The following is a 26,113-nucleotide window of genomic DNA, read 5'->3' as shown; positions in this document are numbered from 1 at the left end:
GCCGCAATCGGCCACGCACTCGATGCCTTCACATCCGAGGAATGCGCCAACTACCTCAAAAATTCAGGTTATCGAACTTAATGCCATCACGCTTTAGGTCGCAGATGACCCGAAGCGGTCCTCAGCTACGACACACCCTTGGCTCGCAAAAATAGCAGACTTGCCATCATGAGGTGAGCGCCCTTTTATGCTCTCCTGCCGTTGTGGGAGGAGAGTGGAGTATGCTTGCACGGTTTAGGGATCAGGTCGCGATCGTTACGGGTGGCGCCACGGGGATTGGACGTGCGATAGTCGAACGGCTTGTGGATGATGGTGCTACCGTTGTTGTTGCCGACATCAACGAGAAGGATGGGCGTGAAGTCGCCGAGGCGATTGGGACCGAGAAGGCCGTTTTCCAGCGTCTGGACGTCACCGACAAATCGTCGGCGGATGCAGGGGTGGCAGCTATTCTTTCGCGCTTTGGCCGCCTCGACATCCACGTGAACAACGCCGGTATCGTCAACCGTGCGCCATTCCTTGAGTACGACCTCGATGCGTGGTGTACCGTGCTCAACGTCAACTTGACCGGGGCGTTCATCTGCGGCCAAGCCTCGGCCCGTGCGATGGCGGAAGCGGGCCGCGGACGCATCATCAATATTGCGTCGGTGTCTGGTCAGTTCGGCGGCACCGGGCGTGTCGCCTATGGTGCGTCGAAAGCAGGGATCATCAGTCTCACTCAGGCTATGGCGATGGAGCTGGGGACATACGGTATAACCGTCGACGCCATCGCGCCCGGCCCAACGCAGGTAGCCCGTTTGGCTCATGGTCCTCGCCAGCGGGAGGCTTTCCTCTCGCGCATGGCCCTAAAGCGGTACGCGCTGCCGGCCGACATCGCGGCCGCAGCTTCCTTCCTCGCATCCGCCGATGCCGCCCACATCACCGGCCACGTGCTTAATGTCGATGGCGGTTTTGCGGCTGCAGGTGTGCTGTTCGATCCGTCGGAGGAACGCTGACGGCCGGCGAGCTGCGCATTCCTACGCCCTACTCGGCTGGGTGCGTCTCTAATTGGCCCAACTCTGACCTAGCCAGATGTCGGCTTTTGTGCTGCTGTTGGGGGCGAAGCGGTCTACGCGGTCTCCATATAGAGATCTAGGACGAACGAATGCGGCAGATTCCGTTGGGAGCCAGAGGAACATCAACAGTGCGGGTGCAACCCGAACATCTTGCCGACCGATTCAAGGACGCCATATTGCCGCAAGTGCTTGCGACGCCCGTGATGATCTTGATCATGGAAAACGCCGCGCTCAATGCCATCAGACCGTTCTTGGATGCAGGTGAAAGCGCGGTCGGCACTGCAGTAGATGTACGACACTTCGCCGCCACGCCCGTAGGCCACGACGTGTGCGCGACGGCCGAGGTAATCAACGTCGAGGGAAAACGAGTTGACTTCAAGGTGTCGGCAAGCGACGGCATAGAGGAGATCGGCAGCGGAACCCACCAACGGATTGTCATCGATCTTCGTTCGTTCAACGAGCGCCTTGCCAAAAAGAGGAGCTACTAACGCAACGTCGGCCTGACATTGCGGCCAACTCTTGACACAACGCGTGCCGGACCTGCTCGCGAGCGAGCGATAGCGCCTTGCGATTGGAAAAGGGGCAAATCGGGTGCGACCAGGAGGCGAGAATAGCGTGACTTCTCAGTGGCAGTATCAGGTTAGGTTTGATGTGAACGATTCTGCCACGGCGGAATCGGTACGCCGAAAACTCCGTGATCCGGCACTGGCGCTGCTGTTCGATATCCTCGCCGAGCATCGCGCTGCACTGAAATGCCAGTTCGACGCCTTTGCGGAGTATGTCGTCGCAGCAGAAGAGCACGGCATCGAAAACTATCCGCTCTACCAGTGGACGAAAGAGACGATCGAGAATCCGGCGAAGAAGGAAAAGTATTTGAAATCCTTTACACTCTACGTGGACGACCGGGCGGTCTATGCCAAGGAGATTGCTGACGCGCTCGAGGCGGACTTGCAACCGCTCGCCACTAGCGGGCTCATTACGCGAATATCCAAGTACGATACCAATCCCGCCAACAATCCTCAGTCGCCGCGGCGCCCCCGCGAGGGGAGCTAACCCATCCGCGAGAGCGGGCTGAATGACCGCTCCTGGCCCTGAACGACATATTCCACCGCGACGCCAATTCGGTCGCTAACAAGGCATAGCGGAAGTCAACGCGCAGCCGTCGGTCCCAGAAGGCGACGCTCGTGACCCATAGCGGTCATGGAAGCTCAAATCCGCCACGCTGTTCCCTTCCCGGCTTCATTCGGTGAAGCGGTCCGGCACGACAGGCTTTAAAGCCGCGGTCGCGGTCGTTGGCGAACGCTCCGACAAACACTCAGGACCTGAGATCCTCAAACCTAGTCAGAACCAACCGTTGTATGACAGCAAATACCATCGCGGCCGAAACACCGAACATGAGCGCTCCGTTCGTCGCCTCCAGCGGTCCCAACAATCGCCACGACGGTGTCATAAGAAGATCACCGTAACCCAGTGTCGTGTAGTTGACCGCTGAGTGGTAGTAGGCGCTTCCGAACTCTTGAAACTCTCCACAGATGACGAGCAACACTGCCCACAAGGCAATCTCGATCAGGTGCGCCACGAACGCGAATGATATCACCAGCGCGACGATAGCAAGATCGATCACGGCGCCTGCGCCTGCGCGCCCGAGTCTCCTCTCATGGCGAACGAAGTTTATCGTCGCGGCCAAAGCAAGCGCATGGACGAAAATCGTACATGCGACCGCGCCTACGCCAACCAGCAACGGAAACAGGATCGCGAATTGCTGATTTTGCGTCATCGTTCCACCGCAAGCATCTTCACCACCGCGAGTCACGATGGGTAGGATTGGGGACGAATAGCCTTCGGACTGCCATCACCCGGGCCGCCCTATGGCCAGTTCAAACGATAGCAGACTATACAACAATCGAATAATGCCGGCGTCCCGGGCTCCAATTTGTGGATGGAGGGCGAGCTGCCGTTTTGGCGCTATGGCCCGCGGACCCGGTCGCAAACGGGGCATAGCGGAAGTCGAAGACAGCCATCTATCGGAGAGGGTGACGCTCGTGACCCTTAGCGCACGTCACCGTTGTCGTGATGAATGTCTGCTTTTTGCGTGTTAAAGCAGACGTAGGAATTGAGCGAGCGGACCTCCTATGATCGTTTGTTCCTGCAACGTCCTAAGCGACACGGAGGTGCGAACTTCGCCAACACTGCGACGCGCCGAACCACCAGCTATGTCTTTAGCTGCCTCGGCACCAAAGCTCGGTGCGGTCGCTGCGCCCACACCATCCGAGAAATCATGGACGAGGTATTTGACGGAGCGAAAGTCGGTCGTGCGGATGGCGGCGCCGTACTTGCTGCGCCGACGGACAAGCAGCCCCAGGCTTCATGGTGCCGCCATCCAGGTGATCGAATGGCGATGCTATTTGCTGCGGTGCATGAGTCCGTTGTCGTACAGGGCGTAGAAGCGGTAGTCGGCTTCTGCCTGCGCTTTCGCGTGCAACGCCGTTCCCAGTATCTGAACACCTCTCCGGAGTTGATAGGTTGCCCAATCCCCAAATCCCTCACCACCTCTTTTCGTTCGTCTTGAACTGAGGTCTCTTCCCTCCACCGGCGTTACCCGATTTCACCAGTACTACGAACCCCTGCGCATCCCTACGGTGCCCGGCCTGTCCCTCGCGGGCGTCCGGTTGATCATCTCTGACCACGTCGTGGGGCCTCCCGTGTTGCGTACGCTTTCCTTGTGTACATGCCGTCGCCACTACCCCGGCACAGCGACTGGAGGTATTGCTTCGCTCACTTCGCCCCAGTCGTGTCAGCCTTCCCTGATATGGCCGTCAGGTCGGCCTGTGCATCGTCCTTTTCGAGGTTTGCTCAATTCACTCGCGTTACGGCCTGCACACTCGCGCGGTCACCGTATATCGTGACACGCTATCCGAAGGCCTCAGCCACTTCATCACCTCCATTTGCTCCGGTTGCTTTCGACTGGAGCGTTTGCCAGGTGGGACTTGCACCCACTGAAAAGCGCCGCCTTGGCGCGCGCGCCAGCAGCGGACGCTGCCTCGAGCTTGTCATATTCACGCCACTTGAGGCGTCAGTATATCTGGAGCCTTCGGTTGACCCGCCCATGTCCGACCTCGCGGCAAAAGTCACTAAGATTCAACGAGAGATGCCTGCTGCGTTCGATTCGACGAGGTGGGTGGGCGCCATAAGGCTCTCATTTGCTATCGCTATTGCGTATTTCACCGCTGCGCGGCTTAGCCTCGAATTGCTGACCAAGCCGGAGGGCGTGGCCGTGTTCTGGCCAGCGGCGGGCGTGTCGGCAGGCGCTCTAATTGTCCTAGGGTCCCGCGCGCGATGGCCGGTCATCTTCGGCACAATGGCTGCGACCATTTTGGCGAACCTGCTTGGCGATCGAAACCTTTGGGGTGCCATTCTCTTCGGCTGTTGCAATGCTTTCGAGGCCGTGCTCACGGCATGGCTGATCGACCGTTACCATGGTTCCGGCTTCACGTTGGCCAAGCCGCACAACGTGATGGCATTGGTCGGGGCAGCAACTGTCGGGACTGCCGTGTCCGGCATCGGTGGCGCTGTTGTATTCAAGTTCTTTCACGGCGCGACGACACCGATATGGGTTACCTGGCAGCATTGGTTCGCATCTGACGCACTGGGGATCATCGTCGTTGCGCCATTGCTGATTGAGTTCGCCACAGCCGCGCGGGACCGGCCGCCCGTGGCCGAGCTTCTCGAGGGCGCCTTGACCGTCGCGATACTGGCGCTGGTGAGCGCGCTGGCCATTTTCCTGCGCTCGGATCTTCTGGCAAACGTCGGACCAGTTGCTGTCCTTTTCGCGCCGCTGCTATGGCTCGCAGCGCGATGCCGACCGGTTTTTGCCGCAGCTGCGGCTTTCATCGTCAGTCTTTCAATCGTTTGGACGACGACCTTTGGCATTGGCTATTTCGGCAATCCCACCCTAGCGATGGACGAGCGCGTCGCTGCAGCGCAGGTCAGCATTTTGCTTGTGACCATTGGCGCATCGCTACTGGCGGCATTGTTTGCCGAAATCCGCGACAAAAGGAGGATTACAGAAGCGGCGCTGCACGCCAGCGAAACCCAGCGCTATCTCATTGAGACCGAGAAACTCGCCGCACTCGGGCGCCTTGTTGCAGGCGTCGCACACGAGCTCAACAGCCCTGTTGGTACGAGCTTGACGGTCGCCTCGACACTCGCACAACGCTGCTCAAGGTTTGCCAATCAAATAATCTCCGGTCCTGTGCGCCGTTCGTCCCTCGCGGAATTTGTCGACAGCAACCGCGACGCCGCCAACCAGCTGGTTGCCAACCTGGAGCGCGCTGGCGGCCTGATTCAGGCGTTCAAGCAAGTTGCCGTCGATCGCAATCTTGCAGATCGCCGCAGCTTTGACCTCAGGATTGCAACAGAGCAAATCGTGGCCAGCGTCGTTCCCGGTCTGCCTAAACCTCGCATTCCCCTGGCGCTCGATATCCCCTCCGACATCACCATGGACAGCTATCCGGGCGCTTACGGGCAGGTGTTGACGAACCTGATCTTCAATGCCGTTACCCACGGCTTTGCTAACCGATCTGGCGGCAACATGTTGCTTGAGGCAACTCGCATCGGCAGCGACTTCGTGGAGATTACTTTTTCTGATGACGGAATAGGCATTTCCGATGACGCCCAGCGACACGTGTTCGATCCTTTCTTCACCACGCGACGGGCGAAGGGCAGTACCGGGCTTGGCCTTCACATCGTCCATAACCTCGTGACCGAGCAACTGGGCGGCCGTATCGCGCTGGTCTCCGCCTTGGGAAAGGGGACTTCGATCTCTATGACACTTCCGCTGGTCGCCCCTGGAAACAAAAGGCCAATCGGCGCAGCGGGTGCGATAAATGATAGATCAATAAGCCAGGAACGACGCAGCTTCGCGGGCGACGATCGTCCGCGAGGGTGAACCGGCGATCCTGAATTTCGAGCAGATCAAAAACCTTGCGGCTCGGTGGAACGAACGGCTGGCGCCCCCGACTGACTAGTTTCGCTGTGCTGGTGTCAATCGGGCCGCGCGCCCCCCAAGAGAGCGCCGATCTCGCGTTCCCGCCCGTACAGCCGCTCCGGGGCCAAAAACCGGCTCGACATGTCTTTGCTTGCCGAGCCGAAAAGCGCGATGTGGCTGTGAACCTCCCATTCGGCTAGACAGCGACGAAGATCGGCCTCGACTCCCACGGCCGTTTGGTAGCGTTCCTCGGCGGACTTGGCCAGCAATCTCGTCACGATTTTTCGAGAGCCGCTCAGGGATCCCGTTCGGCGCGGACCGCATGGCGCGGCCAAAGCATAGCTCCAACTGAAGCCGCACTGATAAGGTTTGCGACCAAAGCTTATCAGTTGAAAGATCGACTCCTTTTTACCGTTCGCGCGGCCGTCCGTCGGGGCTCGATTCAGGGGAGCGGTACCAACCCCACGCTGCAAAAGCTCTTCGTTCTTAGTTTGCAGCCGAGCTGCGCGAATGTGCATGAGGGAGTGACACCTTCGCACTTCGGACAACTGACCACCCTCAGCGCTGGCCCGTCTCCCCTGCGCTCGGAAATTTGCGCCGCGCGCGTCCGCCGACCAGACGCGGCCCCACCAACTTGGGAAGGCCTGCTTCGCTTTCGCAAGGTTTTTCTTGATCTCTCGGTGCACACGTCGTGCACACGACACCTTCTAACCCATTCGTGGGTCTTTACCGATATGGCCTTCATGCGATTGTCGCCAGATTGCTCGCCACTTGGATGTCGGTGCCCGAAGTAGGGGGTCGGCTGCCGAAGCACGGGCCGCAGATGGATCCGCACCTTGCCATTTCACGCAACTCGCCGAAGCTTTTGTCCGGCTCCAGATAGGTGTCCATGATCGTCTTGGCGATGTGCTCGGCACTTCGCACGACCCGCTTCGAGGACAGCACTCGCATTCGATTGAGCTTCGCATAGAGGGCAACCAGGCCTGGGGTGCCCTCGCTTACCTCATGATGTTGAAGCGCATCGATGTAACACCTTGAGGCCTCCTCGATGAAATCCCTGTAGAGGATCTGCCGTCGGCTTTTCTCATGAAGCAGCCATTGCGCGCGAACCTGGCTTCGGTGGTTCAGCCAATTGGCGACCCCGCTCGTCAGGCCGCCAATGGTAGCGCCGGTAAGGGCGGCAAACGCAGAGATGATCGAAGCGTCCATATGGTTCAGCGCTGCATCTCAAGATTTATCGAGTCGCCAGTTGCCATCGATTTTGCAGTCGCACGGATGTGACAGCTTCCCTGAGGGCTAAACTGTCGAGGTCCCGCGCGGAGTGTCCGAACGCCTGCTGCGGAGTTCGAGGAGACCAAGCAGGATCTCGTCCCGCTCCGCCTCCAGCTCTTCGATGGTGCGCGACCCGACCTCGGCATGAACGCCGTCGACCAGCTTCTTCTGGATCTCGGGAGTGAGCTCGGGCGAGCCGAGTGTCTTCCACGACGCGCTTAGCGGACCAGCAAACTGGTGCAGGAAATGCTCGATGCCGCCCGGTCCGCCGCCGAGATGATTGAGCATCATGTTGCCCATGATGCCCCAGCGCAGGCCCGGCCCCCAGGACAAGGCGTCGTCGACGGCGGCCGCGCTCAGCACATCCTCGGCAACGAGGTAGTAGACCTCACGCGCCAGCGCGCCCTGCAGGCGGTTGGCGACATGGCCCGGCATCTCCTTGTTGAGCCGCACGGCCTTCTTGCCGATCGACTTGTAGAACGCGATCGCGCGCTGGATCGTCTGTTCGGAGGTCTTGGTTCCGCCGACGACCTCAACCAGAGGGATCAGGTGCGGCGGATTGAAGGGGTGACCGATAACCCAACGCTCCGGATGTAATGCAACGCCCGACTGAATGTCGCTCATCTTGATCCCGGATGAGCTCGACGCGATGATCACGTCTGGTGGCAGCAACTCGTCGAGCTGCTTGTACAGCTTCTGTTTGAACTCCAGCCGTTCGGGTCCGTTCTCCTGGACGAGGTCGACACCGACAACCGCTTCGGCAAGATCGGCGGAGAACTTCAGGTTCGCCAGCGATGCGCCAGGCGACAGACCCAGCCGTTCGAGCGCCGGCCAGGCCGACTTCACGAACTTCCGCAGCGCTGTTTCTGCGTCGGGCGCAATGTCCGTCGCGACGACTTCGAGTCCCTTGGCGAGGTACTGCGCGGCCCAGCTGGCGCCGATCACGCCGGTGCCGATGATTGCGACGCGGCGAATGGATTTGGTATTGGTCATGGGGATGCTCCGATGCATTTGTCAGACTTCGACGTATGCGACGCCGGTGAGATTTCCCTGGGCGGCCAAAAGCATCCGCTTCTCGGTCCCGTCGAGCTTCGCCGCATAGAGCGAACCAGCGAAATCGGTCACGAACATGCGGTTGCCCGAAACATCCAGCGCGATGCCGATACCTTCCATCAGGTCCGAAACCACGATCTGCGGCACATTTTGTGCGGGTTTCGCGTCGATGGGGGCGCGGTTCACCGTGTTGCCGCGTGGGGGATTGCCGCGGTCGGTCCAGTAAAGGATGCGATCCTCCAGATCGATTTCGAGATCGATCGGCTCGGGAAGCCCGTTGAAGAACACCTCGATGTCGCTGCGGTCAGCCGCCGTCTCGCCCTTGGGGATCTCGATCCCGGCGCGCACGATGCGTCCGACTTCGGCGTTGTCCCCGCCCTTCTGCGTCCAATAGATCTGTCCGCGTTCGGGATCGACGGTGATCCCGACGCACCATCTGTTCTGATCGCGCCGGTCATTCTCGCCTTGGCCGGTCTGGACGAGCGTCTCGATCTGCGAGCCGTCGAGATTAGCGCGCATGACTCGCATCCCCTCGCGATCGGACCAGTAGAGCTTGCCGTGCGCCCGATCGAGATGGAGCTGCTTCGGCGTGAACGTGCCGCCGGGCGCGACGATGAACCTGCGATTGCTGCCATCGAGGTCGGCGCGTTCGATGGAGCCGTCGTTCCGGCTGGGAACGCCCATATTGGTCCAGTAGACGTGACCAGCCGCCACGTCGATGACGATCCCGTCGGGATGCGGACAGTCGGTCGCGATGACGTGGGGATGCGAGCCGTCCGGATCCATCGACAGGACGCGCCCGCCGCTGAGGTCGAGAAGAAACAACCGGCCGGAGCGGGTCGCGGGCGATACGGCCTTGGTCCGCGTGGCATGGAGTACGGTCATGGTCTGTCCTTCTGTGTCGCTTCGCCGGCGCCGACTATTCGGCCGCCTGCGGCTTCAGTAAATTGGTCAAATTGGGCGCGCGCTTCTCCCGGAACGCCGTGAAGGCTTCCGTCGCTGCCGGGGAGTCAATACGTTCGCTGAACTCCCGGCTTTCGGATTTCCGCGGCGCCCTGCACGGCCGCGACGATCGGCATTTCGAACGCGACGAACGCATTGATCAGGGCGGACTGCGGGGATTCGCTTGGCCCGGGCGGTTTCTTCAGGAAGTCCCCGATGTCGTTGCCGGCGCAGAAGGCGTCGCCGGCGCCGTGCCAGAGCACGACGCGGATGTCCTCATCCTTATCGGCTTCCCTGAAGATGCCGGCGAGGTCCGTGTACATGCCGGCCGTCATCGCGTTCTTCTGCGCGGGGCGATTGAGTTCGACCCGCAAGATGCCGCCGGAACGCTCGGTGATGATGTCGCTCATTGCGTGCCTCCTTTTCGACGATCTCTCGGCGGTCAGACCGCGCTTCCCTGCTTGCGCGGCGCCGCTTTGGCGATGGCGCCGTTTTCGCGCAGGTTGATGATACTGTTGGCGTCGAAGCCGAGTTCGCGGAGGATCTGCTCCGTGTGCTCGCCGAGGTCGGGCGCGCGCTGGGCCGGAGCCTTGGTGACGCCATGCACCGTGATCGGGCTCGAGATCGTCGAGGTCAGCTTGCCGCCGGCGCCGTTGAGCGGAACGACGATATCGTTGGCCGCGAGCTGCGGATCGTTGACGACTTCCTGCGGCCCGCGCACTTCGCCAAAAGTGACGTTCACGCCGGAAAACACTTCATGCCAGTGCGCCATCGGCTTGTCGCCGAAAACCTCGTCGAAGATTGCCGTCAGTTGCGGCATGTTCGCGACCAGCTGCGCCGGATCGGAAAAGCGCGAGTCGGTCAGCAAGTCGTGACGGCCCATCGCATTCACGACGGGGACAACCTTGTCCGGCGTGACGATGAGGACGAACCACGTGCCGTCGGAGGACCGATAGACGTTCGCCGCGGCGTTGGCCGGATGCGTGCGGTCGTGCATCGGCGGAAACTTGGCGCCGGCGAGAGCTGCCTGAATGGAGACGCTCGCGGACCACACGCCCTGGGCCAGCAGCGACGTCGTGACGTAGGAGCCTTTGCCGGTACGCTCGCGCCGGTACAGGGCGGTGACGATCGCCGCGTAGAGACCGACGGCCGTGGCATTGTCGCCGCTGCCACCCACCGGCCAGGTCGGCGGCGCGCCGGCATCGCGCGTCATCGACAACAGGCCGCTGCGCGCCCAGTAGGAGGTGATGTCGAAACCGGGCAGTTCGGCGTCCGGCCCGTGCTCGCCGAAGCCTGTGAGGTCGGCATAGATCAGGCGCGGATTCCATCCCGCGACGTCATCATATTCGAGCTTCAGCTTCTTCCGTGCATGGTGCGGCGTGTTGACGATGAAGACGTCGGCCCAGTTGGCGAGCTCGAAGATGATCTGCTGCGCGCCCTGTGACTTGAGATCCAGCGCGAGGCTGCGCTTGTTGCGGTTGGCCAGATGCCACTGATACGGATCGTGGGCGTTCGGCTGGAATGGCACCTTGTGCCCATTGCGCCAGGGGTCGCCGTGCGGCGGCTCGACCTTGATGACGTCGGCGCCGAAGTCGGAGAGGATCACGGCCGCGCCCGGTGCGGCGACGAAGCTCGAGAAGTCAACGACCTTCAAGCCTGAGAAGATGTTGTCGTTTGCCATTGGTGGCTCCTGAATTCGATTTGGGTTGCTGGGTTGCAATTTCAGCGGCCGTGAAACTGCGGCGCGCGCTTCTCGAGGAAGGCCGACGTGCCTTCCTTCTTGTCCTCCGTGCCCGCGCACAGCCCGAAATAGGAGGCTTCGAGGGCGAGGCCTTCGCTCTGGCTGGCTTCCATTCCCTTGTTGGTGGCATCCAGCGCGAACTTGACGGCGAGCGGCGCGTTCGCGGCGATCTCGTCCAGGATCGCTTCTGCGCGCGGGATCAGGTCGGATACGGGGACGATCTCGTTGACGAGCCCGATGCGGTGCGCTTCCTGCGCACTGATCAGTCCGCCTGTCAGAATGAGCTGGAGAGCCCGGCCCTTGCCGACGAGACGCGGCAGCCGCTGCGTGCCGCCACCACCGGGAAGCAATCCGAGCTTCACCTCCGGCTGGCCAAACTTCGCGTGCTCCACCGCGATGCGGATGGTGCAGGCCATCGCGGTCTCGCAGCCGCCGCCGAGCGCAAAGCCGTTGATCGCCGCGACCACCGGCTTGCCGAGATTCTCGATCAGATCGAGGACGTGCTGTCCGAAGCGACTGGACCGCTCGGCCTCGATCGCGCTCGCTTGCGCCAAACCGCTGATGTCAGCGCCGGCGATGAAGGCCTTGTCGCCCGCTCCCGTCAGGATGACGCCGCGCACGGTCGGATCGCTTTTGGCATTCTCGAATGCGGTCGACAGGTCCTGCCAGGTTGCTACGTTGAGTGCGTTGAGCACCTTGGGACGATTGACCGTTACATAGGCGATCGCGGCCCGTGTCTCGTAGAGGACATTCGCAAGCGGCGGCGCAGCAACTGCTGATATAGACATGTTGATCGGTCCTGGTTGGGGGATGGGCCGGCAGCCGAGTGCCGGCCCCGTTCGTGACATCAGACGAAAGCACTGAACCCGGTGATCGCCTTGCCGACGATCAGGTTCTGCATCTGGTAGGTGCCTTCGTAGGAGTAGATCGCTTCGGTGTCGGCGAAGAAGCGCGCAACGTTGTAGTCGACCACGATCCCGTTGCCGCCCAGCACCTCGCGGGCCCAGGCGACCGTTTCCCGCGCCTTGCTCGTGCAGAACGCCTTGACGATCGCTGCCTGCGCGTCCGTCAGCTTGCCCTGGGTTTCCAGCTGCACTGCGCGGGCCAGCATGGATTGACAGGCCACGATGTTGCCCAGCATCTTCGCCAGCAGCTCCTGGATGAGTTGGAACGAGGCGATCCGCCTGCCGAACTGCAGGCGCTCCTGAGCGTACTTCAGAGCATTTTCGTAGGCGCCCATCTGGGCGCCGGTGATTTCCCAACCGACGCCATGGCGGGTGCCACGCAGCACCAGCGCGGGATCGCGGAACGTCCCCTTGCCGCCCTGAAGACGGTTTGCATCGGACACGCGGCAGTCAGTCATCGTGATCTGGCCGTTCTGCACGACCTTCAGCGCAATCTTGTTCTCGATCTTCTCGACGCTGAACCCGGGCGTCGTCTTGTTCTCGACGATGAAACCCTTGACCTGGTTGTCGGCCACGTCGCGTGCCCAGACGATCGAGATGTCGCACCAAGGCGCATTGCCGATCCAGCGCTTCTGGCCGTTGAGGATCCAGGTATCGCCGTCACGCTTCGCCGTGGTCAGGAGACCGGCACCGGCGCCTGAGCCCACCAGCGGCTCGGTCAGCGCGAAGCAGCCGACCTTTTCCATGCGCGCCATCGGCGGCAGCCATTTCTGCTTCTGCTCCTCGGTGCCCGCGATGTAGATGGATTCCATGGCGAGACCGGTGTGGACACCATGGAAGGTGCAGAACGAAACGTCGGTTCGCGCGATCTCCAGGGCGACCAGGGCGACCAGCAGCGGGCTTCCGCCCGGGCAGCCGTAGCCGCTGATGCCGATCCCCGCGATGTTCAGTTCCTTGTAAGACGGGAGCAGCTCGAACGGGAACGAGTCCTCGACCCAGTGCTTGTTGATGATGGGAGCGACCTTCGTCTCCATGTAGGCGCGCACCTTCTTGACGATCGCCCTCTCCTCCTCGCCCAGTGTGTCAGCGAATTGAAAGAAGTCGGCGTTCGGCGGAGGAAGCTGTTTCGGTGCCGAAGGTTTCTGTGCAGCAGCGGTGGCCATTTCGATCTCCGTTTCGATGCGGGGCCTGCGACTGCGGCAGGCGTCTCGTTTCAACGCATCGAACATACGGGTGCGCCCGGCCCGCGGCTTTGCATCGCGTGCTCTCGTTTTGTCATTTGTTGCTGGCGAGCGAGGCGGCAGATGCAGGCCAGAGATAATGGCCGCGCTCTACTCAAGTCTGTCTGAGGTGGGCTTGCAAAATGCAGAACGCGTGGCGCGCTCAAGTCGAAGCACCGGGCTCGTTCGACATGTTCGGATAGAGTCCATTCCAAACCGGAAAGAGCTCGTCTCAGCGAGCGCCCTGTTGCGATCCGAATACCTGACGAAACTGACCGGGCGCATGGCCTGTTGCTTGCCGGAATGCGCGTGTGAAACTCGCTTGGTCGGAAAAGCTGAGCGCCAGCGCGATATCCGCCAATGATCGCTCGCCCCGCATCAACAAGGCTTTGGCACGATCAAGGCGTCTGGCGCTGACGTAGCGATGAGGAGGTTGCCCGATGGCTTGCCTGAAGGCACGGGCAAAATGGTATCGGCTCAGGCATGCGACCTGCGCCATGAGATCAAGGGTGAGGTCTCCTTCCAGGTTCGTTTCGATATAGTCCAGCACACGCTGGAGCCTGCGTCGATCGAGTGCTCCGCTTGCACGAGAAACAATGGGCTGGCCAGCCGATGCCCTGAGGCACTTTTGAAGCAACCTCGCCGCCAGACTGGATGCGAGGCCTTCAATAAGCAGGTTGCCGGCGGAGGTTTCAGTCTCCAGCTCCGATGCGATTGCGCATCCGATCTCCGCCAGCAGCGGATCTTCGAAAGCGTACTCGTAGCTTATCGCGCCGACTGCTGCCTTGCAGATGTTGGTTTCGAAATTGTCCGGCGAGAAGTGGCTGAGTGGAAGATAGATCTGCAAAACTCCCGACATATCTTCGGAAATGTCAATCGAACCTTCCTGCAAACCAGGAGGAGAGAGCCACACCGCACCACGCCTTGCGACTATCCGACTTTCGATGCCCGGCCTCCGCCGCGTGACGAGCGACTGACTACCGCGAACATCGAGACAAATCCTGATATCGGATTGCGGGGTCCTCCATGGAATCACCCCTTTCCTGACAGTGCACAATTGAGCCGCGAGACCGGACCAGCCTCGATCTACCGAGGATAACAGCAGCTCTGCGGGACCATCCTGCTCCCAAAAACTGTAGTACGGCCATATTCCATTGCCGCCAGCGGTAGCCGGTTGCTCCTGTCGGACTTCCACGACTCGCTCCTACAAAGTTGACCTCAATGTTGCTCGCCCTGCGGGACCGGAAGATCGCGCCGCCATATGCGACATTTCCAGATTTGCCAGATGCTCGTTCTTGCGAGCCAAGTATCCCTCGCGCCGCGACCTTCCGCGGAACAACGAGCCCGGTCTTTCCGATCTGAACGACGACGCCGCGCGTCCCGCGGATGACTTATGAATATTAAGGGCTGCGGATCGAATTTGAGTCGCGAACGCCTTGATCTGCGCTTCGGGCACCTGAGCCATCATCGCGCCATCACCTCAGGTTTCGTTCGTAGTCCTTTCAGCCTGGTTCGCCCGCGATCCGACTGCTCAAGCTGCGAGGTTGGAATTGGCTGTAGCCGGACGTTCGACCTTTTTATTCCGGCTCTCGATGGCCTCGACGGAATCTCCAAACGCCTTGTCCAAGACCCGCCTGCCGATCGTCCCGAGCACAAAGCCGAGCAGCCCGTCCCGTCAGGTTCTTGGCGTCGCGCCTGACGACGACATCGATGTCGGTCGTGCCGTCGGGCTGACGCGTGAAGGTGTAGATGTGACCCGACGCACCACCCCACACGTTGGAGTCGGTGGTCGTGAGGACGACGCGGTTGGGATCGGACCAGTCGTAGTGCAGGCGCTCCCAGATCCCGCCCGAGCCTTCCGTGACATCGGCATGCGAGCCGCTTCTACGATGCACCTTGAGATACGCATCGCTGCTGTTGCCAAAGAGCTTCGAGCGGCCGGGCCCGAAATCGGTCAGGCCGGCGACGTACTGTTCGGGCGTCGCCGTGGTCCTCCGATGAAGATGGATGGTGGACATGTGCAGTTTCCCTGGCTGCGCTCCGCTTGGCGAGCGCAGCCGTTCAAGTCGAACTTCAGTTCGAGGCTGTGTTCGGTTTGCGAACCAGCACGCTGTCACCTTCCCGGCTGATCTCGATCGCGCCCGCTGGCTGCGGTGTCGAGAGAAGCAGGCGCTGACCAGGTGTGAGAAGAGACACGACGCGGAACGGTGTTCCTGTCTCGCCTTGCGCCAGAGTGGCGACCACGCGAAATCCAGCGCGCTCGACGGTGTAGTAGGCGACCCCCGATATCCCGCCGAGGTCGATGCTCTTGGCCTCAATGGGACGCAGCCCTTCTGCGTGGGCGGCCGTCAGGGAAGCGATACCGAATGCGGCGGCGAAAAGCGTGTTGCGGATTGACATGACGATTTCTCCTAATGGTTGACGATCGAGCACCGCAAATTCGTTGATCACGACAACGGTTCGCCGCCCCGATGAATCCAGGTTCCGTTGATGACGATTGGTGCGTTGTCGGGCTGCCCGCTGACCGGATCGGCCGGCGGGAACACGCTGTCGTAGATCGCGCGGGCTTCTCGTATCAGGCGGAGCCGTTCGCGCTCGGCCTTCGGGATAAATTGGATGACTTCACCCATGTTCGCCTCCAGTTCGTGACGCCGTTTCCGGCAGGTCGTGACTGGGAGGTGGGGCGAAAGGCCTGGATCAACAGGCGGGGAGATCGGGAGTCATCCTTCCGGAATTTGGAAGCTCGACAGCGGAACTCGCACTGTCGGGGTCTACTCCGCGAAAACCCGCTTGAGCCGCGGCGCCGCAAAGTCCAGGAATGCTCTTACCTTGATCGGCAGAAACCGGTTGGCCGTGTACACGAGATTAACCGGCATTGATGGTGGCTGGAATTCATCCAGCACGGTGGTCAATGATCCCGCTTCCGGACCAGCCTCGAGTTGGTAGGCAAAGGCGATGCAAATTCCCACGCCGGCGCGGGCTGCCGTGCAAGCCGCTTCCGCGCTGCCGACGGTGAGCCGCGTACGCACCGGCGCTGCGATGGTCGCCTTGCCTTTGACGAATGTCCAGACATCGGGGGGCGAGAAGCCGGGATAGCTGATGCAATCATGCCCCGCCAGGTCTTCCGGCGTGCGCGGCGTTCCGCGAGCTGCCAGATAGGCGGGACTGGCGCACACCACCCGGTGCGTCCTGCCGAGCCGTAACGCGACCAGGCTCGAATCCGGCAACTCGCCGATGCGCACCGCGACATCGATTTGCTCCTGGGCCAGGCTCAGCTTCTGATCGGTGGGGATCATCCTCACCTTGATGTCCGGATAGGTCTTGAGGAAGTCCGCGATGATCGGCATCAGAATGATGCGCCCAAGGCCCAGCGGGGTCGTCACGGCCAGCTCGCCCGTCGGCGTGGTATACTCACCCGAGGCGGTACGCTCTGCTTCGAGCACATCGGTGAGGATGCGCTTGCAAGCCGCAACGTAGGACGTTCCTGCATCCGTCAGCACCAGCTGCCGGCTCGATCGGTTGAAGAGCTTCGTCCGCAGGTGAGCCTCGAGCTCGGATACGTTGCGGCTAACTGTTGTGAGTGGTGTTTTCAATCGCCGCGCCGCCGCGGACAAGCTGCCCTGCTCGACCACGGTCAGAAAGGTCGACATCGCTTCAAGGCGATCCATCGGATCCCTTCCATAATTCGGGAGGACACCTTGCGATTTTGCCATATCACCCCGGATTCCGGAAGACGGCATCGCCTGCGGTGATCCGGTTGGCCACTCGAGCGAGCCTTCCGCTACCTGGAAGGAGCCTTTCCACCCATGGCCCTTTTTGAGGCGGGCTCTCCAATCGATGTTTTTGGATGATGGCGCGAGAAGCGCCGCCCTCAACACAGGAGAGTTCAATGACGAGGCATCTCGAATCCTACCGGTACGAAATCCAGTACGGCGACGGCGCCGACTTCGTGTCTCGTATCAGCGCAAGTCGAGCGACGGCGTCTGGCAGACGGTTTCGGCGTGGATGATCCCAAATTCGGCGGACGACTGAGTGTCGGCCATTGCGCGGCCCGCCGGGTCTTTCGTGCCGGCCGGCTTCGACAACCCGACCTGGACGAAGCTTGACATATTGTACTCGGTTCAATGTTTTTATTGCACCGAGAATTGTCTCGGACCATTCTGCTAGCCTGAAGGCCATACCGAGAACCCGGCGTTCAGGGCCATTTCGAGCCTCTGCCGGCGCCAGCCATGAATGTCCGGCCCTCGGAGCATTGAATTCATAACTCGGAGCATTGGAGACCAAAATGCCTGCGATAGTCTCGACGATCATCCTTCCTGCTGCCATCAAGGGGTCCGGGATCGCATCTCGGCTGCTTGCCGGCGCTTGCGAGAGACTCGCCGGCTATCTCGGCCGACGGACCGCCATTGCTTGCCTTCACGATCTCGACGACCGCGCGCTGCGGGACATCGGCATCCGCCGTTTTCAGATCGAGGCCGCCGTCAACGGTCTCATCACATTCTCTGTTCAAGCGGACGAAGAGCTGGTGACCCCCGCGGCGGTAGCGATTTCGCGCCAACCCCGGCGCGGTCCAACCCTGGAGTCGGCGCCATGGAGCTGACCATCGCCACGATCCTGGTCACCTTTGCCGGCGTGTTCCTGATCTGCTTCATGAAGGGCGCGTTCGGCGGCGGATTCTCGATTGTGGGCATTCCGCTGTTGTCGCTCGTGATGGATCCGGTCACCGCCGGCGGCCTTCTCGCGCCATTGTTCATCGCGATGGACTTGTTCGCCCTTCGCTATTGGAAGCCTTCGACCTGGTCGAAGCCGGATCTTCTGCTGCTGTTACCGGGTCTCGTGACCGGCATTGGATTCGGGTATCTGCTGTTCCGCTTCCTGGACCACCGCGCCATCGCGATCGCGATGGCCGCAATCACTCTGATCTTTGTCGCTCTGTGGCTTGTTGCAGGCGCGGAGGTGACGGCAAGTCCACGTTCAACGCCGAAGGCGATCACCGCCGGCCTCGCCTCGGGAGTCACGACAATGGTCGCGCATTCGGGCGGACCGCCGCTCGCGATGTATCTGCTGCCGCTCGGCCTCAGCAAGGACGTCTACGCAGGAACAACCAGCCTATTCTTCACCGTCGGCAACGCGACCAAGGCCGTGCCATGGCTCCTGCTGGTCAAGCCGACAGGAAACGTCTGGACGTTGATGGCGCTATGCCTGCTCGCCATTCCCGCTGGCGTGTGGGCGGGTTGGCGGCTTCACGGAAGCCTGGACCAGCGCCAGATCTATCGGGTCTGCTACGGATTGCTGGTCGTGACCGCGCTGAAGCTGCTGTGGGACGGCGTCTCCGGCTATCTCGTGTGAGCCGATTGTTGGCGATGTGTGAGACTCGCAAACCCTAACAGCCTCTAACAACCGATAACGAGCAAATTGCGCCGCCTATGCCAAGTTAGTTCGCAACAATGATGGATGCGGTCCCGGAGCGCCCCATGGTGACGCAATCAGAACTGCCGACCGCCGCAGGCCACTATGAGCCGTGGCCGCACCGCGGCGCTGGTGAACCAGATTGTCCCGGAAAGCTGCTGCTATCTTCAGCGGGTCGGGGCTGGTCTGGCTTGTCGGCCGAATTGTGCACAGCTAGAAGAGGCTTGGTCCCATGGAGGACCCCACAATCCGATATCAGGATTTGCGTCGCTCTCCGTAGCAGCGGTGAATCGACTGTAACGCGCCGGGCGCCTGGCATCGAGAGCCGGATAGTCGCGAGGCGTGGTGCGGTTTGGTTCTCTCCTCCTGGTTTGCAGGACGGTTCGGTTGATTTTGCTCGAGATACGCCGGAATTCCTGCATCTCCATCTTCCACTGAGCTACTTCTCGTCGGCCCATCTAAATACCGATATCTATCAATCCGTAGTCGGCGCGCTAAGCCACGAGAGCGCTTTCGAAGATCCGCTACTAGCCGAGATCGGATTTGCGGTCGCATCAGAGCTAAAGACAGAAACCTCCACCGGCAATCTGCTTGTCGATGCTCTCGCGGCCAGCCTGGCGGCGAGGCTAGTTCAGAGATACGCCAGCGCATCATCCGCTCAATCCTTTCCTCACCATACAAACCATGGGCTCGATCGGCGCAGACTCTCCCGTGTGCTGGACTACATTGAAGCAAACCTCGAGGGAGATCTCAGCATCGATCGCATGGCATCTATTGCGTGTCTCAGTCGATTTCATTTCGCACGAGCCTTCAGGCAAGCCATTGGTCAAGCGCCGCATCGCTACGTCAGTGCGAGGCGTCTTGAGCGCGCAAAAGCGCTTTTGACACGCGGTGATCGGCCGCTGGTCGATATTGCGCTCTCGCTGGGCTTTTCAGGCCAGGCCAATTTCACGCGAGCCTTCAAGCAGGCGACCGGGCAGGCGCCAGGTCAATATCGTCAAACGGCGAGATCACAGGGATCCAAATCCTCTCTGACGGATGTCAGGCAGTCGCTTTCGGTTTTTGCCTGAACCTGCATGTCGTTTGCGAGCCAGCCGGCAGCAACAAAGGACAAGACGAGAGCACGCGATGCAAAGCCCGCGGGCCGTCCCACGACTATCTTCGCCGTGGTAAGCCACTGAGAGACCGCTTGCCATGCCGATACGTCAGTACTTTGTGTGGGTGGGAAGCGTCCTGCTCCTGTTACTGTTTGTGGCCGACTGGTTGCTTCCGGCGCTCCCTGCTCATTCGCATTCCGCGATCGCTCCGAGCGAACGAGCCAATCTGCGCATTCGTTCGGACCAAAAATGGCCGGAACGGGTCGTGTTCGACACCGCTCACGCGCCAGTGACACGCGCCGCTGAGTCTGGCCCCGCGCCGGACCTCGTCCACGAAGACTTTGCCCAGGCCACGCGCCGCAGCCCACTCGATGCGTTCGCCGCGGTGGAAGAGGCTCCGGCCGCCGCTCCGACAGCAAGAAATGAAAATGCATCGGCAACCCCGGCAAAGCCGCGGCAGTCCAGAACCCGTATGACGAGTGCAGTCAAGACCCATTGATCGAGACCGACATGAAAGACGCTCTGTGCCTCGCCGTGTTCGCCGGCAAAATCCTGTGCCTCATGGTGTTCGTCGCGGTTCTGAAACCGGACGTCATCGGCGTTGTCGAGACGTCGGCGACTCCCATCAACTGCGGGATGGAATGCTCAGGACTGCAGCAATGCGTTTCGAACGCATTTGCAACAGCTTCGCTGGCCTACGCGAAGTCATGCATCGCACATAGAAACTTCGCTCATTGCTGACGCAACGGTCCTCCGACGCCGCAATCGCCATGACCCAAGCTGCATCATTCCGGGATCGACATGCCGCCCTCATCTTCGCGCTGCGGACCTTTGCGGCGGCGATGCTGGCGTTCTCGATCGCGCTGCTGCTGGACATGCCGCGTCCATATTGGGCCATGGCGTCGGTCTACATCACCTCCAACCTGTTCACGGGAGCGACCACCTCCAAGGCCGTCTACCGCATCCTGGGCACGCTGATCGGCGGGGCGGCGACAATCGTGCTGGTTCCGAACCTCGTCGATGCGCCGGAGTTCCTCAGCCTCTGCATCGCGCTGTGGGTCGGCTTCTGCCTGTATCTTTCGCTGATCGACGGCACGCCGCGCAGCTACGTCTTCATGCTCGCCGGCTACACCGTGGCGCTGCTCGGATTTCCCATCGTCTCGACGCCCCAGTCGGCCTTCGACATCGTGGTTTCCCGCGTGCAGGAGATCATGCTCGGAATCGTCTGCGCGAGCGTCGTCGTGATGCTCGCGATGCCGCGCAGCGTGGCCTCCGCAGTCACCGCGCAAACCGACGCATGGCTCGCCGGCGCGCGCCGGCTCGCTGCGGACGTCCTGACGGGCCGCGGCAGCGATCAGGAGCGTGATAGCGAACGCATGCGTCTTGCCGCTGCGGCCTCCGAAATCGACCAGCTCGGGCGCCATCTCGGCTTTGAGGCAGCCACTTCCACGAATATCGGGCGAGGGCTGCAGCTCCTCCGGCAGCATATGCTGTCGCTGCTGCCGCTGCTCGGATCGATCGAAGACCGCAAGCTGCCTCTCAGCCCGCATGACGAGGCGGCTGCGCCGGTCGCCAGCATGTGCGCAAGGATAGCGGCATGGCTCGAAGCGGGCGGGCGCGATGGGCAGGAAGCCGAGGCGTTGCGCAGAGGACTTGATGAAATACGACCGGTGCTGGGCGAGGATGCCGGATGGACCGAGATCGCGATCTCTGGTCTCCTTGCGCGGCTGCGCAACCTTGTCGACGTCATGCAGGACTGCCAGCTCCTGCGCGAGGCCATCTCAGAAGGGCGCAAACCCGAAGCGCTTCCACTTGTCTTCTCTCGCGGTGGATTGACTGTCGCCGTCCCACATCGCGACCACTGGTCAGCGCTCCTGGCGGCCGGGTCCGTGGCCCTTGCGGTGCTGTGCTGCAGTTGCTTCTCGATTGCGACCGGCTGGTCGGACGGGGTTGCGGCCCCGCTCTTCGCCGCCGTCGTCGGCAGTTTTCTGGCGGGCGCGGACGATCCCCTTCCCGCGTTCCGCAATTTCTACGGAGTATTCCTCGTCGTCATCGCCGTGCATGGCATCTACCTGTTCGGCGTGTTGCCGCGGATCACGACTCTCGAGGTGCTCATCGTCGCGTTGATGCCGACTTTCCTGCTGTTCGGCTGGCTGGCTGCGCGGCCCGCGACCGCGCGCCTCGGCGCCATACTTGCCATCTACCTCTCGGTGGAACTGGCGCTGACCGAAACCTATTCGGCCGACTTTACCTCCTATGCCAACTCCAGCATTGCGCTGATGCTGGGCGTGGCGCTGACCGGCGTGACCTGCGGCATTGTTCGCCTGGCCGGAGCCGACTGGATCGCAAACCGATTGCTGCGAAGCAATTGGACCACGCTTGCATCGGTCGCCGAGCGCACGTCGCAACAAGATCCCTTTGCGCTTGCCAGTCTCATGCAGCATCGCCTCGCCCTGCTTGCTGCGCGTATCACTGTCGTTCCTGCCGATGCAAGGAGCGGCGCAGCCAATCTTCGCCAGTTGCGGACGGCGCTCAACATTGTCGGTGTGAGGCGCGCGAGCTTCGGCCTGTCACGCTGCACGAGAGCGGCAGTCGAGGCGTTTTTCGCTCGCCTCGCCCCGATTTGCAGGACCCATACGGCGGGGCCGCTTCCGGGCGGGCTGGTCGAACAGCTCGACAGCACCATTGCGGCGACATTGCGGGAGCCCTCGAGCGAAGCCCGCGATCACGTGCTGATCGGTCTCACCGGCGTTCGTTCCGGGCTGTTTCCGGAGTCGCCGGTCTATCAACCGCAGCAAATCGAATCTGGGACGATCGCCGCATGAGATACGAACTTGACCTTTTCGGCGTGCTCATTCCGACGCTCCTGCTCTGGAGCGTGGTTGCCTACGTGCTTGCGCGCATCGTCAGCAAGCTGATTGCCCGGATCGGTCTCTATCGATGGATCTGGCATCCCGCACTTTTCGATTTCGCGATGTTCATCTGCCTGGTCACCGGCCTGGTCCTCGGCTCCGCGGAGTTATTCTCATGACAGCACCCGTTTCGTTCCAGAAAGCCTTATGGCGCGGGTTCACGATGAAGTGCCCGAACTGCGGCCAGGGCCGTCTGTTCGGCCCCTTTCTCAAGGTGGTCGACGACTGCGAGGTCTGCGGCGAAGATTACACGCCGCAACGCGCCGACGACCTTCCGGCCTATCTTGTGATCGCGATCGTTGGCCACCTCGTCGTGCCAGGGCTTCTTGCCGTCGAGATCGCCTATTCACCTCCCGCCTGGCTTCAATTGCTGATCTGGCTCCCCGTCACCGGGCTTTCCGCACTCTTTCTGCTGCAGCCCGTGAAGGGGACAATCGTCGGCCTGCAATGGCAGACCGGCATGCACGGCTTCGAGGCCGCCAGACGCCGCCGGGATCGAGCGGCCCCCGATGGCGTCACGCCTGTTCCTCACCTCGCCTCCAAGGAGTTGGTGTCATGAAAGCCGTTGTGAAGTCGCTGCGTCCGTTCGCGCCGACCGGTCTCATCGTGCTGGTCGCGCTTTGGACCGGTTACAAGCTGTGGGATTATTACTTTGATGCACCCTGGACCCGTGACGGACATGTGCGCGCCGACGTGGTGCCGGTGGCTCCCGATGTTTCCGGATTTGTGAGCGAGGTTCTGGTTCGGGACAATCAGCAAGTACAGAAGGGCGACGTGCTCTTCCGGATCGACCGGGCGCGCTACGAAATCGCGCTGAAGCAGGCAGAGGCGGTACAGGAAGGCAAGCGCGCCACACTCGACAATGCCAATGCCGATCTGAAGCGCTACAGTGCGCTGACGCCCGGCCTCGTCGTTTCCACGCAGCGGATGGACCAGGTCGTCGCCACTCAAGGCTCGGCCCAGGCGGCCTATGACCAGGCCGTCGCGGACGTTGCCCTCGCGAAGCTCAACATCGAACGCAGCGAGGTGCGGGCCTCGGTCAGCGGCATTGTCACCAACAACGAGCTGCGGCCGGGCGCCTACCTGACCCCCGGAAAGGGCGTGATGGCGCTGCTCGATACCGACACGCTGCACGTCCAGGGCTACTTCGAGGAGACCAAGCTGCAGCGCATCCATATCGGCGATCCCGTCAACGTGCGGCTGATGGGAAGCAGCCGTGCGTTGCTGGGCAAGGTCGAGAGCGTTGCAGCCGGTATCGAAGACCGCGATCGCAGCAACGGCTCGACCCTGCTTGCCAACGTCAACCCGACCTTCAACTGGGTCCGTCTGGCGCAACGCGTCCCGGTCCGGATCGCGCTGGACGGCTCCGAGCGAAACGAACTCGTTGCGGGCGCCACCGCGACGGTCGAGGTGCTCGGCTCCGGATCACGCGGCTATCCGACCCAAGCCAAAAATGAACGCAGGACAGCGCAGCCCTCCAGCTGCCACATGGCGCGAACTGCGATCGCGGTCGTCCCCTCGTGCGGCTGAGAGCTGATCAGATAAAGGCTCTATCAAGATGTTGGTAGCGTTTCTGGCAATGCTGAGCACCGGTATCTTCGCGGCCCATATTCTCGAAGCGCTGCACACGAGCCTGTCGTCGGTGCACGCTCCCGTCGAAAGACGGCAGATCCGTCGCGAAGCGCCGAGGTGACGTGATGCGCGCTAATCGAACCAACCATCGATCCTGGATGTCGCTCGGCCCCGCCGTATACGTCATATTGATCGGGGTGTTGGCCATGCTGGGCGGTTCGGCGCAAGCCGGCGTCGAAGACCGCAAGCTGCCGATGAAATTCATCTGGGTCGCCTGTCAGCCGAACTGCCGAGGCTGGGTCAGCGTAGTGGGCATCGTCACCGCCCAGACCCCGGGGCGACTTCGATGATTTCGCGCGCGATCGTCAGCTCAAGGGCGAAACGGTCGTGCTGAATTCCAGCGGTGGATCGGTCAACCACGCGATCGCGCTCGGACGGCGGTTCCGAGAGCTCGGGATGTTGACGACCGTCGGGGCCAGCGTGCCCGCCGCCACACGTGGCGAGCGCCCCCACGTGTCACCTGAGGCCTACTGCGAATCCATGCGCGTGTTTCTGTTGCTATCGGGCAAGTCACGACACGTGCCGCAGGAGGCCCATGTCCGCGTGCATCAGATTTGGATGGGCGACCGGGCCGAAAATGCGAGGGCCGCGAGCTACAGCGCAGATGATGTCATGATCGTGGAGCGCGACGTCGGCCGCCTGGCCAAATACACCTTTGACATGGGCGGCACGGGTGATCTGTTGGCACTGTCGCTGAACGTCCCGCCTTGGGAAGATCTACATGAATTGTCGGGGGAGGAATTGCGACTGACCAATCTCTCCACAGGTGGGATAGATGCTCAGCTGGGCAGTCCCCAACCGGCACTCAATCGCTTCGCAAGCTCCGCGACCTCATCCTCTCGTGGGCAAGAGTAGCGCGGTCCAAACCCGAGCGTGAGTTTCGGTCGAGCGCCAGTCCCTTCTTTGCGAAGGCCGCGTCTGCTCATTTCAGCATAATGGTTAGGGTGTTGAGAGTTGTCTGCCTAACGGTTCGTCTTGAACCCTCTGCTCGCCTATCCGGCGCAAAAAGGATCCACATCAGCATCGCGCCACAATTGCGCGTCGCGCGGCCGCGAATTGCCGCCTTGCAGAGTTCGGCTTGCAAACCTTTGCGCCGATCGAGATCGCTAGTCTATCCAAACACCATACCCCCCTTGCGGCCACAGCGCGTTCAGTTCAGCCAGCTGACGTTGGCTATTGCTAAATTATCTTTGACCTCTCGGTGCACACGTCGTGCACACACCGCTCTCTAACCAATTGAAACACCTAAACTCTCGCTCCAATCCATCATAGGCAAGTTTGAACTAACTTAAGAGGGTGCCGTCAAAGGAGGTCAAAATAGCGGCAACCTCGTGAGAGAGCGACCCCAAGTTCAAATCAGGGAGGCGTAACCACCGATACCGACACTCGCCGGCCGTGGCCGTCTGCAGGGGACTGTTCCTGATTGCCAAACGCAGTGAGCGTCCTCCAAATCATTGATCTTGTTATTGTGTTCGGCGCCTATGGCATTGTTTATTCGATCGCTTCAACCAAATTGCTGTAGCCTCTTTGCGGCGCCCTCAGGCCGAATTGGGCTTCGAGGTATCCGCGGGTTGCCGCAAAAGCACCTGGCGAAGGTTCGTCCTTAACGAACCGACGGCCTTTCCAAGATACCGTCCATTCCGTCGAAGGGGCGCGGGATGACATGAGCTGAGACGACTTTCCCAATCTCATTTGCCGCGGCCGCCCCCGCATCGACTGCAGCTTTCACCGCACCAACATCGCCTTGCACAATGATTGAAATTAGGCCGCCTCCGGGCTGCTGACGGGTAACAAGCTTGACGTTTGCGGCTTTCACCATGGCATCGGCGGCCTGGATCGCCGCCACCAATCCCTTCGTTTCAATAAAACCAAGTGCCTGCATTGCCATGGC

Annotated in this window: 31 protein-coding genes and 1 pseudogene; 15 read left to right on the top strand and 17 right to left on the bottom strand. The window is 61.3% G+C overall.

Features of this window, described 5'->3' with window-relative positions; all coding sequences use genetic code 11:
• Positions 1–221: 221 nt before the first annotated feature.
• The 3 genes from QQL28_RS42300 (at position 222) to QQL28_RS42290 (ending at position 2,105) form a co-directional block, all read left to right on the top strand.
• Positions 222–992, top strand: a complete 771-nt coding sequence (locus QQL28_RS42300; protein WP_284275327.1) for an SDR family NAD(P)-dependent oxidoreductase — start codon at positions 222–224, stop codon at positions 990–992.
• Positions 993–1,141: 149 nt separating this feature from the next.
• Entirely contained in the window at positions 1,142–1,540 is a 399-nt protein-coding gene (locus QQL28_RS42295; protein WP_284275325.1) for a thioesterase family protein, read from the top strand.
• Between the two features lie 127 nt (positions 1,541–1,667).
• Positions 1,668–2,105, top strand: a complete 438-nt coding sequence (locus QQL28_RS42290) for a hypothetical protein (RefSeq protein ID WP_284275323.1) — start codon at positions 1,668–1,670, stop codon at positions 2,103–2,105.
• A gap of 262 nt (positions 2,106–2,367) precedes the next feature.
• On the opposite strand, the gene QQL28_RS42285 is transcribed toward QQL28_RS42290, so the two are convergent.
• On the bottom strand, positions 2,368–2,829 hold the full coding sequence (locus QQL28_RS42285; RefSeq protein WP_284275321.1) for an ion channel: 462 nt from the start codon (positions 2,827–2,829) through the stop codon (positions 2,368–2,370).
• 501 nt (positions 2,830–3,330) lie between these two features.
• On the opposite strand from QQL28_RS42285, the gene QQL28_RS42280 reads away from it, so the two are divergent.
• Both QQL28_RS42280 and QQL28_RS42275 read left to right on the top strand, forming a co-directional pair.
• Positions 3,331–3,621 (top strand): hypothetical protein, encoded by a 291-nt coding sequence (locus QQL28_RS42280; protein WP_284275320.1) that lies wholly within the window; start codon positions 3,331–3,333, stop codon positions 3,619–3,621.
• A 537-nt stretch (positions 3,622–4,158) separates the two neighbouring features.
• Positions 4,159–6,000 (top strand): MASE1 domain-containing protein, encoded by a 1,842-nt coding sequence (locus QQL28_RS42275; RefSeq protein WP_284275319.1) that lies wholly within the window; start codon positions 4,159–4,161, stop codon positions 5,998–6,000.
• 95 nt (positions 6,001–6,095) lie between these two features.
• On the opposite strand, the gene QQL28_RS42270 is transcribed toward QQL28_RS42275, so the two are convergent.
• The 14 genes from QQL28_RS42270 to QQL28_RS42205 form a co-directional block, all read right to left on the bottom strand.
• On the bottom strand, positions 6,096–6,557 hold the full coding sequence (locus tag QQL28_RS42270) for a hypothetical protein (protein ID WP_284275318.1): 462 nt from the start codon (positions 6,555–6,557) through the stop codon (positions 6,096–6,098).
• 223 nt (positions 6,558–6,780) lie between these two features.
• Positions 6,781–7,248 carry a hypothetical protein gene (locus tag QQL28_RS42265; RefSeq protein WP_284275317.1) on the bottom strand — a complete coding sequence of 156 codons (468 nt, stop codon included), beginning with the start codon at positions 7,246–7,248 and terminating at the stop codon, positions 6,781–6,783.
• A gap of 87 nt (positions 7,249–7,335) precedes the next feature.
• Positions 7,336–8,304: a 3-hydroxyacyl-CoA dehydrogenase NAD-binding domain-containing protein gene (locus QQL28_RS42260; RefSeq protein WP_284275316.1), complete on the bottom strand. Its 969-nt coding sequence runs from the start codon at positions 8,302–8,304 to the stop codon at positions 7,336–7,338.
• Positions 8,305–8,325: 21 nt separating this feature from the next.
• Positions 8,326–9,249, bottom strand: a complete 924-nt coding sequence (locus QQL28_RS42255; protein ID WP_284275315.1) for a 3-hydroxyacyl-CoA dehydrogenase — start codon at positions 9,247–9,249, stop codon at positions 8,326–8,328.
• A 125-nt stretch (positions 9,250–9,374) separates the two neighbouring features.
• Positions 9,375–9,716 (bottom strand): enoyl-CoA hydratase-related protein, encoded by a 342-nt coding sequence (locus QQL28_RS42250; RefSeq protein ID WP_284275314.1) that lies wholly within the window; start codon positions 9,714–9,716, stop codon positions 9,375–9,377.
• Positions 9,717–9,748: 32 nt separating this feature from the next.
• Positions 9,749–10,987 carry a CaiB/BaiF CoA transferase family protein gene (locus QQL28_RS42245; RefSeq protein WP_284275313.1) on the bottom strand — a complete coding sequence of 413 codons (1,239 nt, stop codon included), beginning with the start codon at positions 10,985–10,987 and terminating at the stop codon, positions 9,749–9,751.
• Positions 10,988–11,028: 41 nt separating this feature from the next.
• A complete protein-coding gene (locus QQL28_RS42240) occupies positions 11,029–11,835 on the bottom strand; it encodes an enoyl-CoA hydratase-related protein (RefSeq protein WP_284275312.1) in 807 nt (268 codons plus the stop codon).
• 59 nt (positions 11,836–11,894) lie between these two features.
• Positions 11,895–13,115, bottom strand: a complete 1,221-nt coding sequence (locus QQL28_RS42235) for an acyl-CoA dehydrogenase family protein (RefSeq protein ID WP_284275310.1) — start codon at positions 13,113–13,115, stop codon at positions 11,895–11,897.
• 289 nt (positions 13,116–13,404) lie between these two features.
• The gene (locus QQL28_RS42230; protein WP_284275308.1) at positions 13,405–14,085 is read right to left on the bottom strand and encodes a helix-turn-helix domain-containing protein; all 681 of its coding nucleotides are present in this window, start codon (positions 14,083–14,085) and stop codon (positions 13,405–13,407) included.
• Positions 14,086–14,749: 664 nt separating this feature from the next.
• Positions 14,750–15,190, bottom strand: a complete 441-nt coding sequence (locus QQL28_RS42225; protein ID WP_284275306.1) for a hypothetical protein — start codon at positions 15,188–15,190, stop codon at positions 14,750–14,752.
• A 55-nt stretch (positions 15,191–15,245) separates the two neighbouring features.
• The gene (locus QQL28_RS42220) at positions 15,246–15,623 is read right to left on the bottom strand and encodes a hypothetical protein (protein ID WP_284275304.1); all 378 of its coding nucleotides are present in this window, start codon (positions 15,621–15,623) and stop codon (positions 15,246–15,248) included.
• Positions 15,620–15,802, bottom strand: coding sequence for a hypothetical protein (locus tag QQL28_RS42215; protein ID WP_018642524.1), 183 nt, complete (start codon positions 15,800–15,802; stop codon positions 15,620–15,622). Before QQL28_RS42215 ends, QQL28_RS42220 begins: the two co-directional genes overlap by 4 nt.
• A 141-nt stretch (positions 15,803–15,943) precedes the next feature.
• Positions 15,944–16,840, bottom strand: a complete 897-nt coding sequence (locus tag QQL28_RS42210; protein WP_284275300.1) for a LysR family transcriptional regulator — start codon at positions 16,838–16,840, stop codon at positions 15,944–15,946.
• Between the two features lie 291 nt (positions 16,841–17,131).
• Positions 17,132–17,281, bottom strand: coding sequence for a hypothetical protein (locus QQL28_RS42205; protein WP_284275298.1), 150 nt, complete (start codon positions 17,279–17,281; stop codon positions 17,132–17,134).
• Between the two features lie 164 nt (positions 17,282–17,445).
• On the opposite strand from QQL28_RS42205, the gene QQL28_RS42200 reads away from it, so the two are divergent.
• The 9 genes from QQL28_RS42200 to QQL28_RS42160 all read left to right on the top strand — a co-directional run bounded on the left by QQL28_RS42200 (position 17,446) and on the right by QQL28_RS42160 (position 24,120).
• A complete protein-coding gene (locus QQL28_RS42200) occupies positions 17,446–17,772 on the top strand; it encodes a DUF1127 domain-containing protein (RefSeq protein WP_284275296.1) in 327 nt (108 codons plus the stop codon).
• On the top strand, positions 17,763–18,521 hold the full coding sequence (locus tag QQL28_RS42195) for a sulfite exporter TauE/SafE family protein (RefSeq protein WP_284275294.1): 759 nt from the start codon (positions 17,763–17,765) through the stop codon (positions 18,519–18,521). The genes QQL28_RS42200 and QQL28_RS42195 overlap by 10 nt, the downstream gene beginning before the upstream one ends.
• Positions 18,522–18,952: 431 nt before the next feature.
• Positions 18,953–19,651: a helix-turn-helix domain-containing protein gene (locus QQL28_RS42190; protein WP_284275293.1), complete on the top strand. Its 699-nt coding sequence runs from the start codon at positions 18,953–18,955 to the stop codon at positions 19,649–19,651.
• 124 nt (positions 19,652–19,775) lie between these two features.
• Positions 19,776–20,177 (top strand): hypothetical protein, encoded by a 402-nt coding sequence (locus QQL28_RS42185; protein ID WP_284275291.1) that lies wholly within the window; start codon positions 19,776–19,778, stop codon positions 20,175–20,177.
• Positions 20,178–20,188: 11 nt separating this feature from the next.
• Positions 20,189–20,419 (top strand): hypothetical protein, encoded by a 231-nt coding sequence (locus QQL28_RS42180; RefSeq protein WP_284275289.1) that lies wholly within the window; start codon positions 20,189–20,191, stop codon positions 20,417–20,419.
• A gap of 29 nt (positions 20,420–20,448) precedes the next feature.
• The gene (locus QQL28_RS42175; RefSeq protein ID WP_284275287.1) at positions 20,449–22,503 is read left to right on the top strand and encodes an FUSC family protein; all 2,055 of its coding nucleotides are present in this window, start codon (positions 20,449–20,451) and stop codon (positions 22,501–22,503) included.
• Positions 22,500–22,709 carry a DUF1656 domain-containing protein gene (locus QQL28_RS42170; RefSeq protein ID WP_284275286.1) on the top strand — a complete coding sequence of 70 codons (210 nt, stop codon included), beginning with the start codon at positions 22,500–22,502 and terminating at the stop codon, positions 22,707–22,709. The genes QQL28_RS42175 and QQL28_RS42170 overlap by 4 nt, the downstream gene beginning before the upstream one ends.
• Positions 22,706–23,149 carry a DUF983 domain-containing protein gene (locus QQL28_RS42165; protein WP_284275284.1) on the top strand — a complete coding sequence of 148 codons (444 nt, stop codon included), beginning with the start codon at positions 22,706–22,708 and terminating at the stop codon, positions 23,147–23,149. The genes QQL28_RS42170 and QQL28_RS42165 overlap by 4 nt, the downstream gene beginning before the upstream one ends.
• Positions 23,146–24,120: an efflux RND transporter periplasmic adaptor subunit gene (locus QQL28_RS42160; RefSeq protein ID WP_284275282.1), complete on the top strand. Its 975-nt coding sequence runs from the start codon at positions 23,146–23,148 to the stop codon at positions 24,118–24,120. The genes QQL28_RS42165 and QQL28_RS42160 overlap by 4 nt, the downstream gene beginning before the upstream one ends.
• Positions 24,121–24,127: 7 nt before the next feature.
• On the opposite strand, the gene QQL28_RS42155 is transcribed toward QQL28_RS42160, so the two are convergent.
• The gene (locus QQL28_RS42155) at positions 24,128–24,427 is read right to left on the bottom strand and encodes a hypothetical protein (RefSeq protein WP_284275331.1); all 300 of its coding nucleotides are present in this window, start codon (positions 24,425–24,427) and stop codon (positions 24,128–24,130) included.
• Between QQL28_RS42155 and QQL28_RS42150 the strand changes: the two are divergent.
• Positions 24,321–25,077: pseudogene (locus QQL28_RS42150) on the top strand (COG3904 family protein). The gene QQL28_RS42155 and the pseudogene QQL28_RS42150 overlap by 107 nt on opposite strands.
• Positions 25,078–25,825: 748 nt before the next feature.
• Here the strand turns inward: QQL28_RS42150 and QQL28_RS42145 are convergent.
• Entirely contained in the window at positions 25,826–26,110 is a 285-nt protein-coding gene (locus QQL28_RS42145) for a BMC domain-containing protein (RefSeq protein ID WP_348522562.1), read from the bottom strand.
• Positions 26,111–26,113 lie beyond the last annotated feature (3 nt).

The organism is Bradyrhizobium iriomotense (assembly GCF_030160715.1).
Taxonomy (GTDB): Bacteria; Pseudomonadota; Alphaproteobacteria; order Rhizobiales; family Xanthobacteraceae; genus Bradyrhizobium; species Bradyrhizobium iriomotense.
The sequence above is the reverse complement of the archived record's forward strand: the minus strand, read 5'-3'. Positions and strand labels throughout refer to the sequence as shown.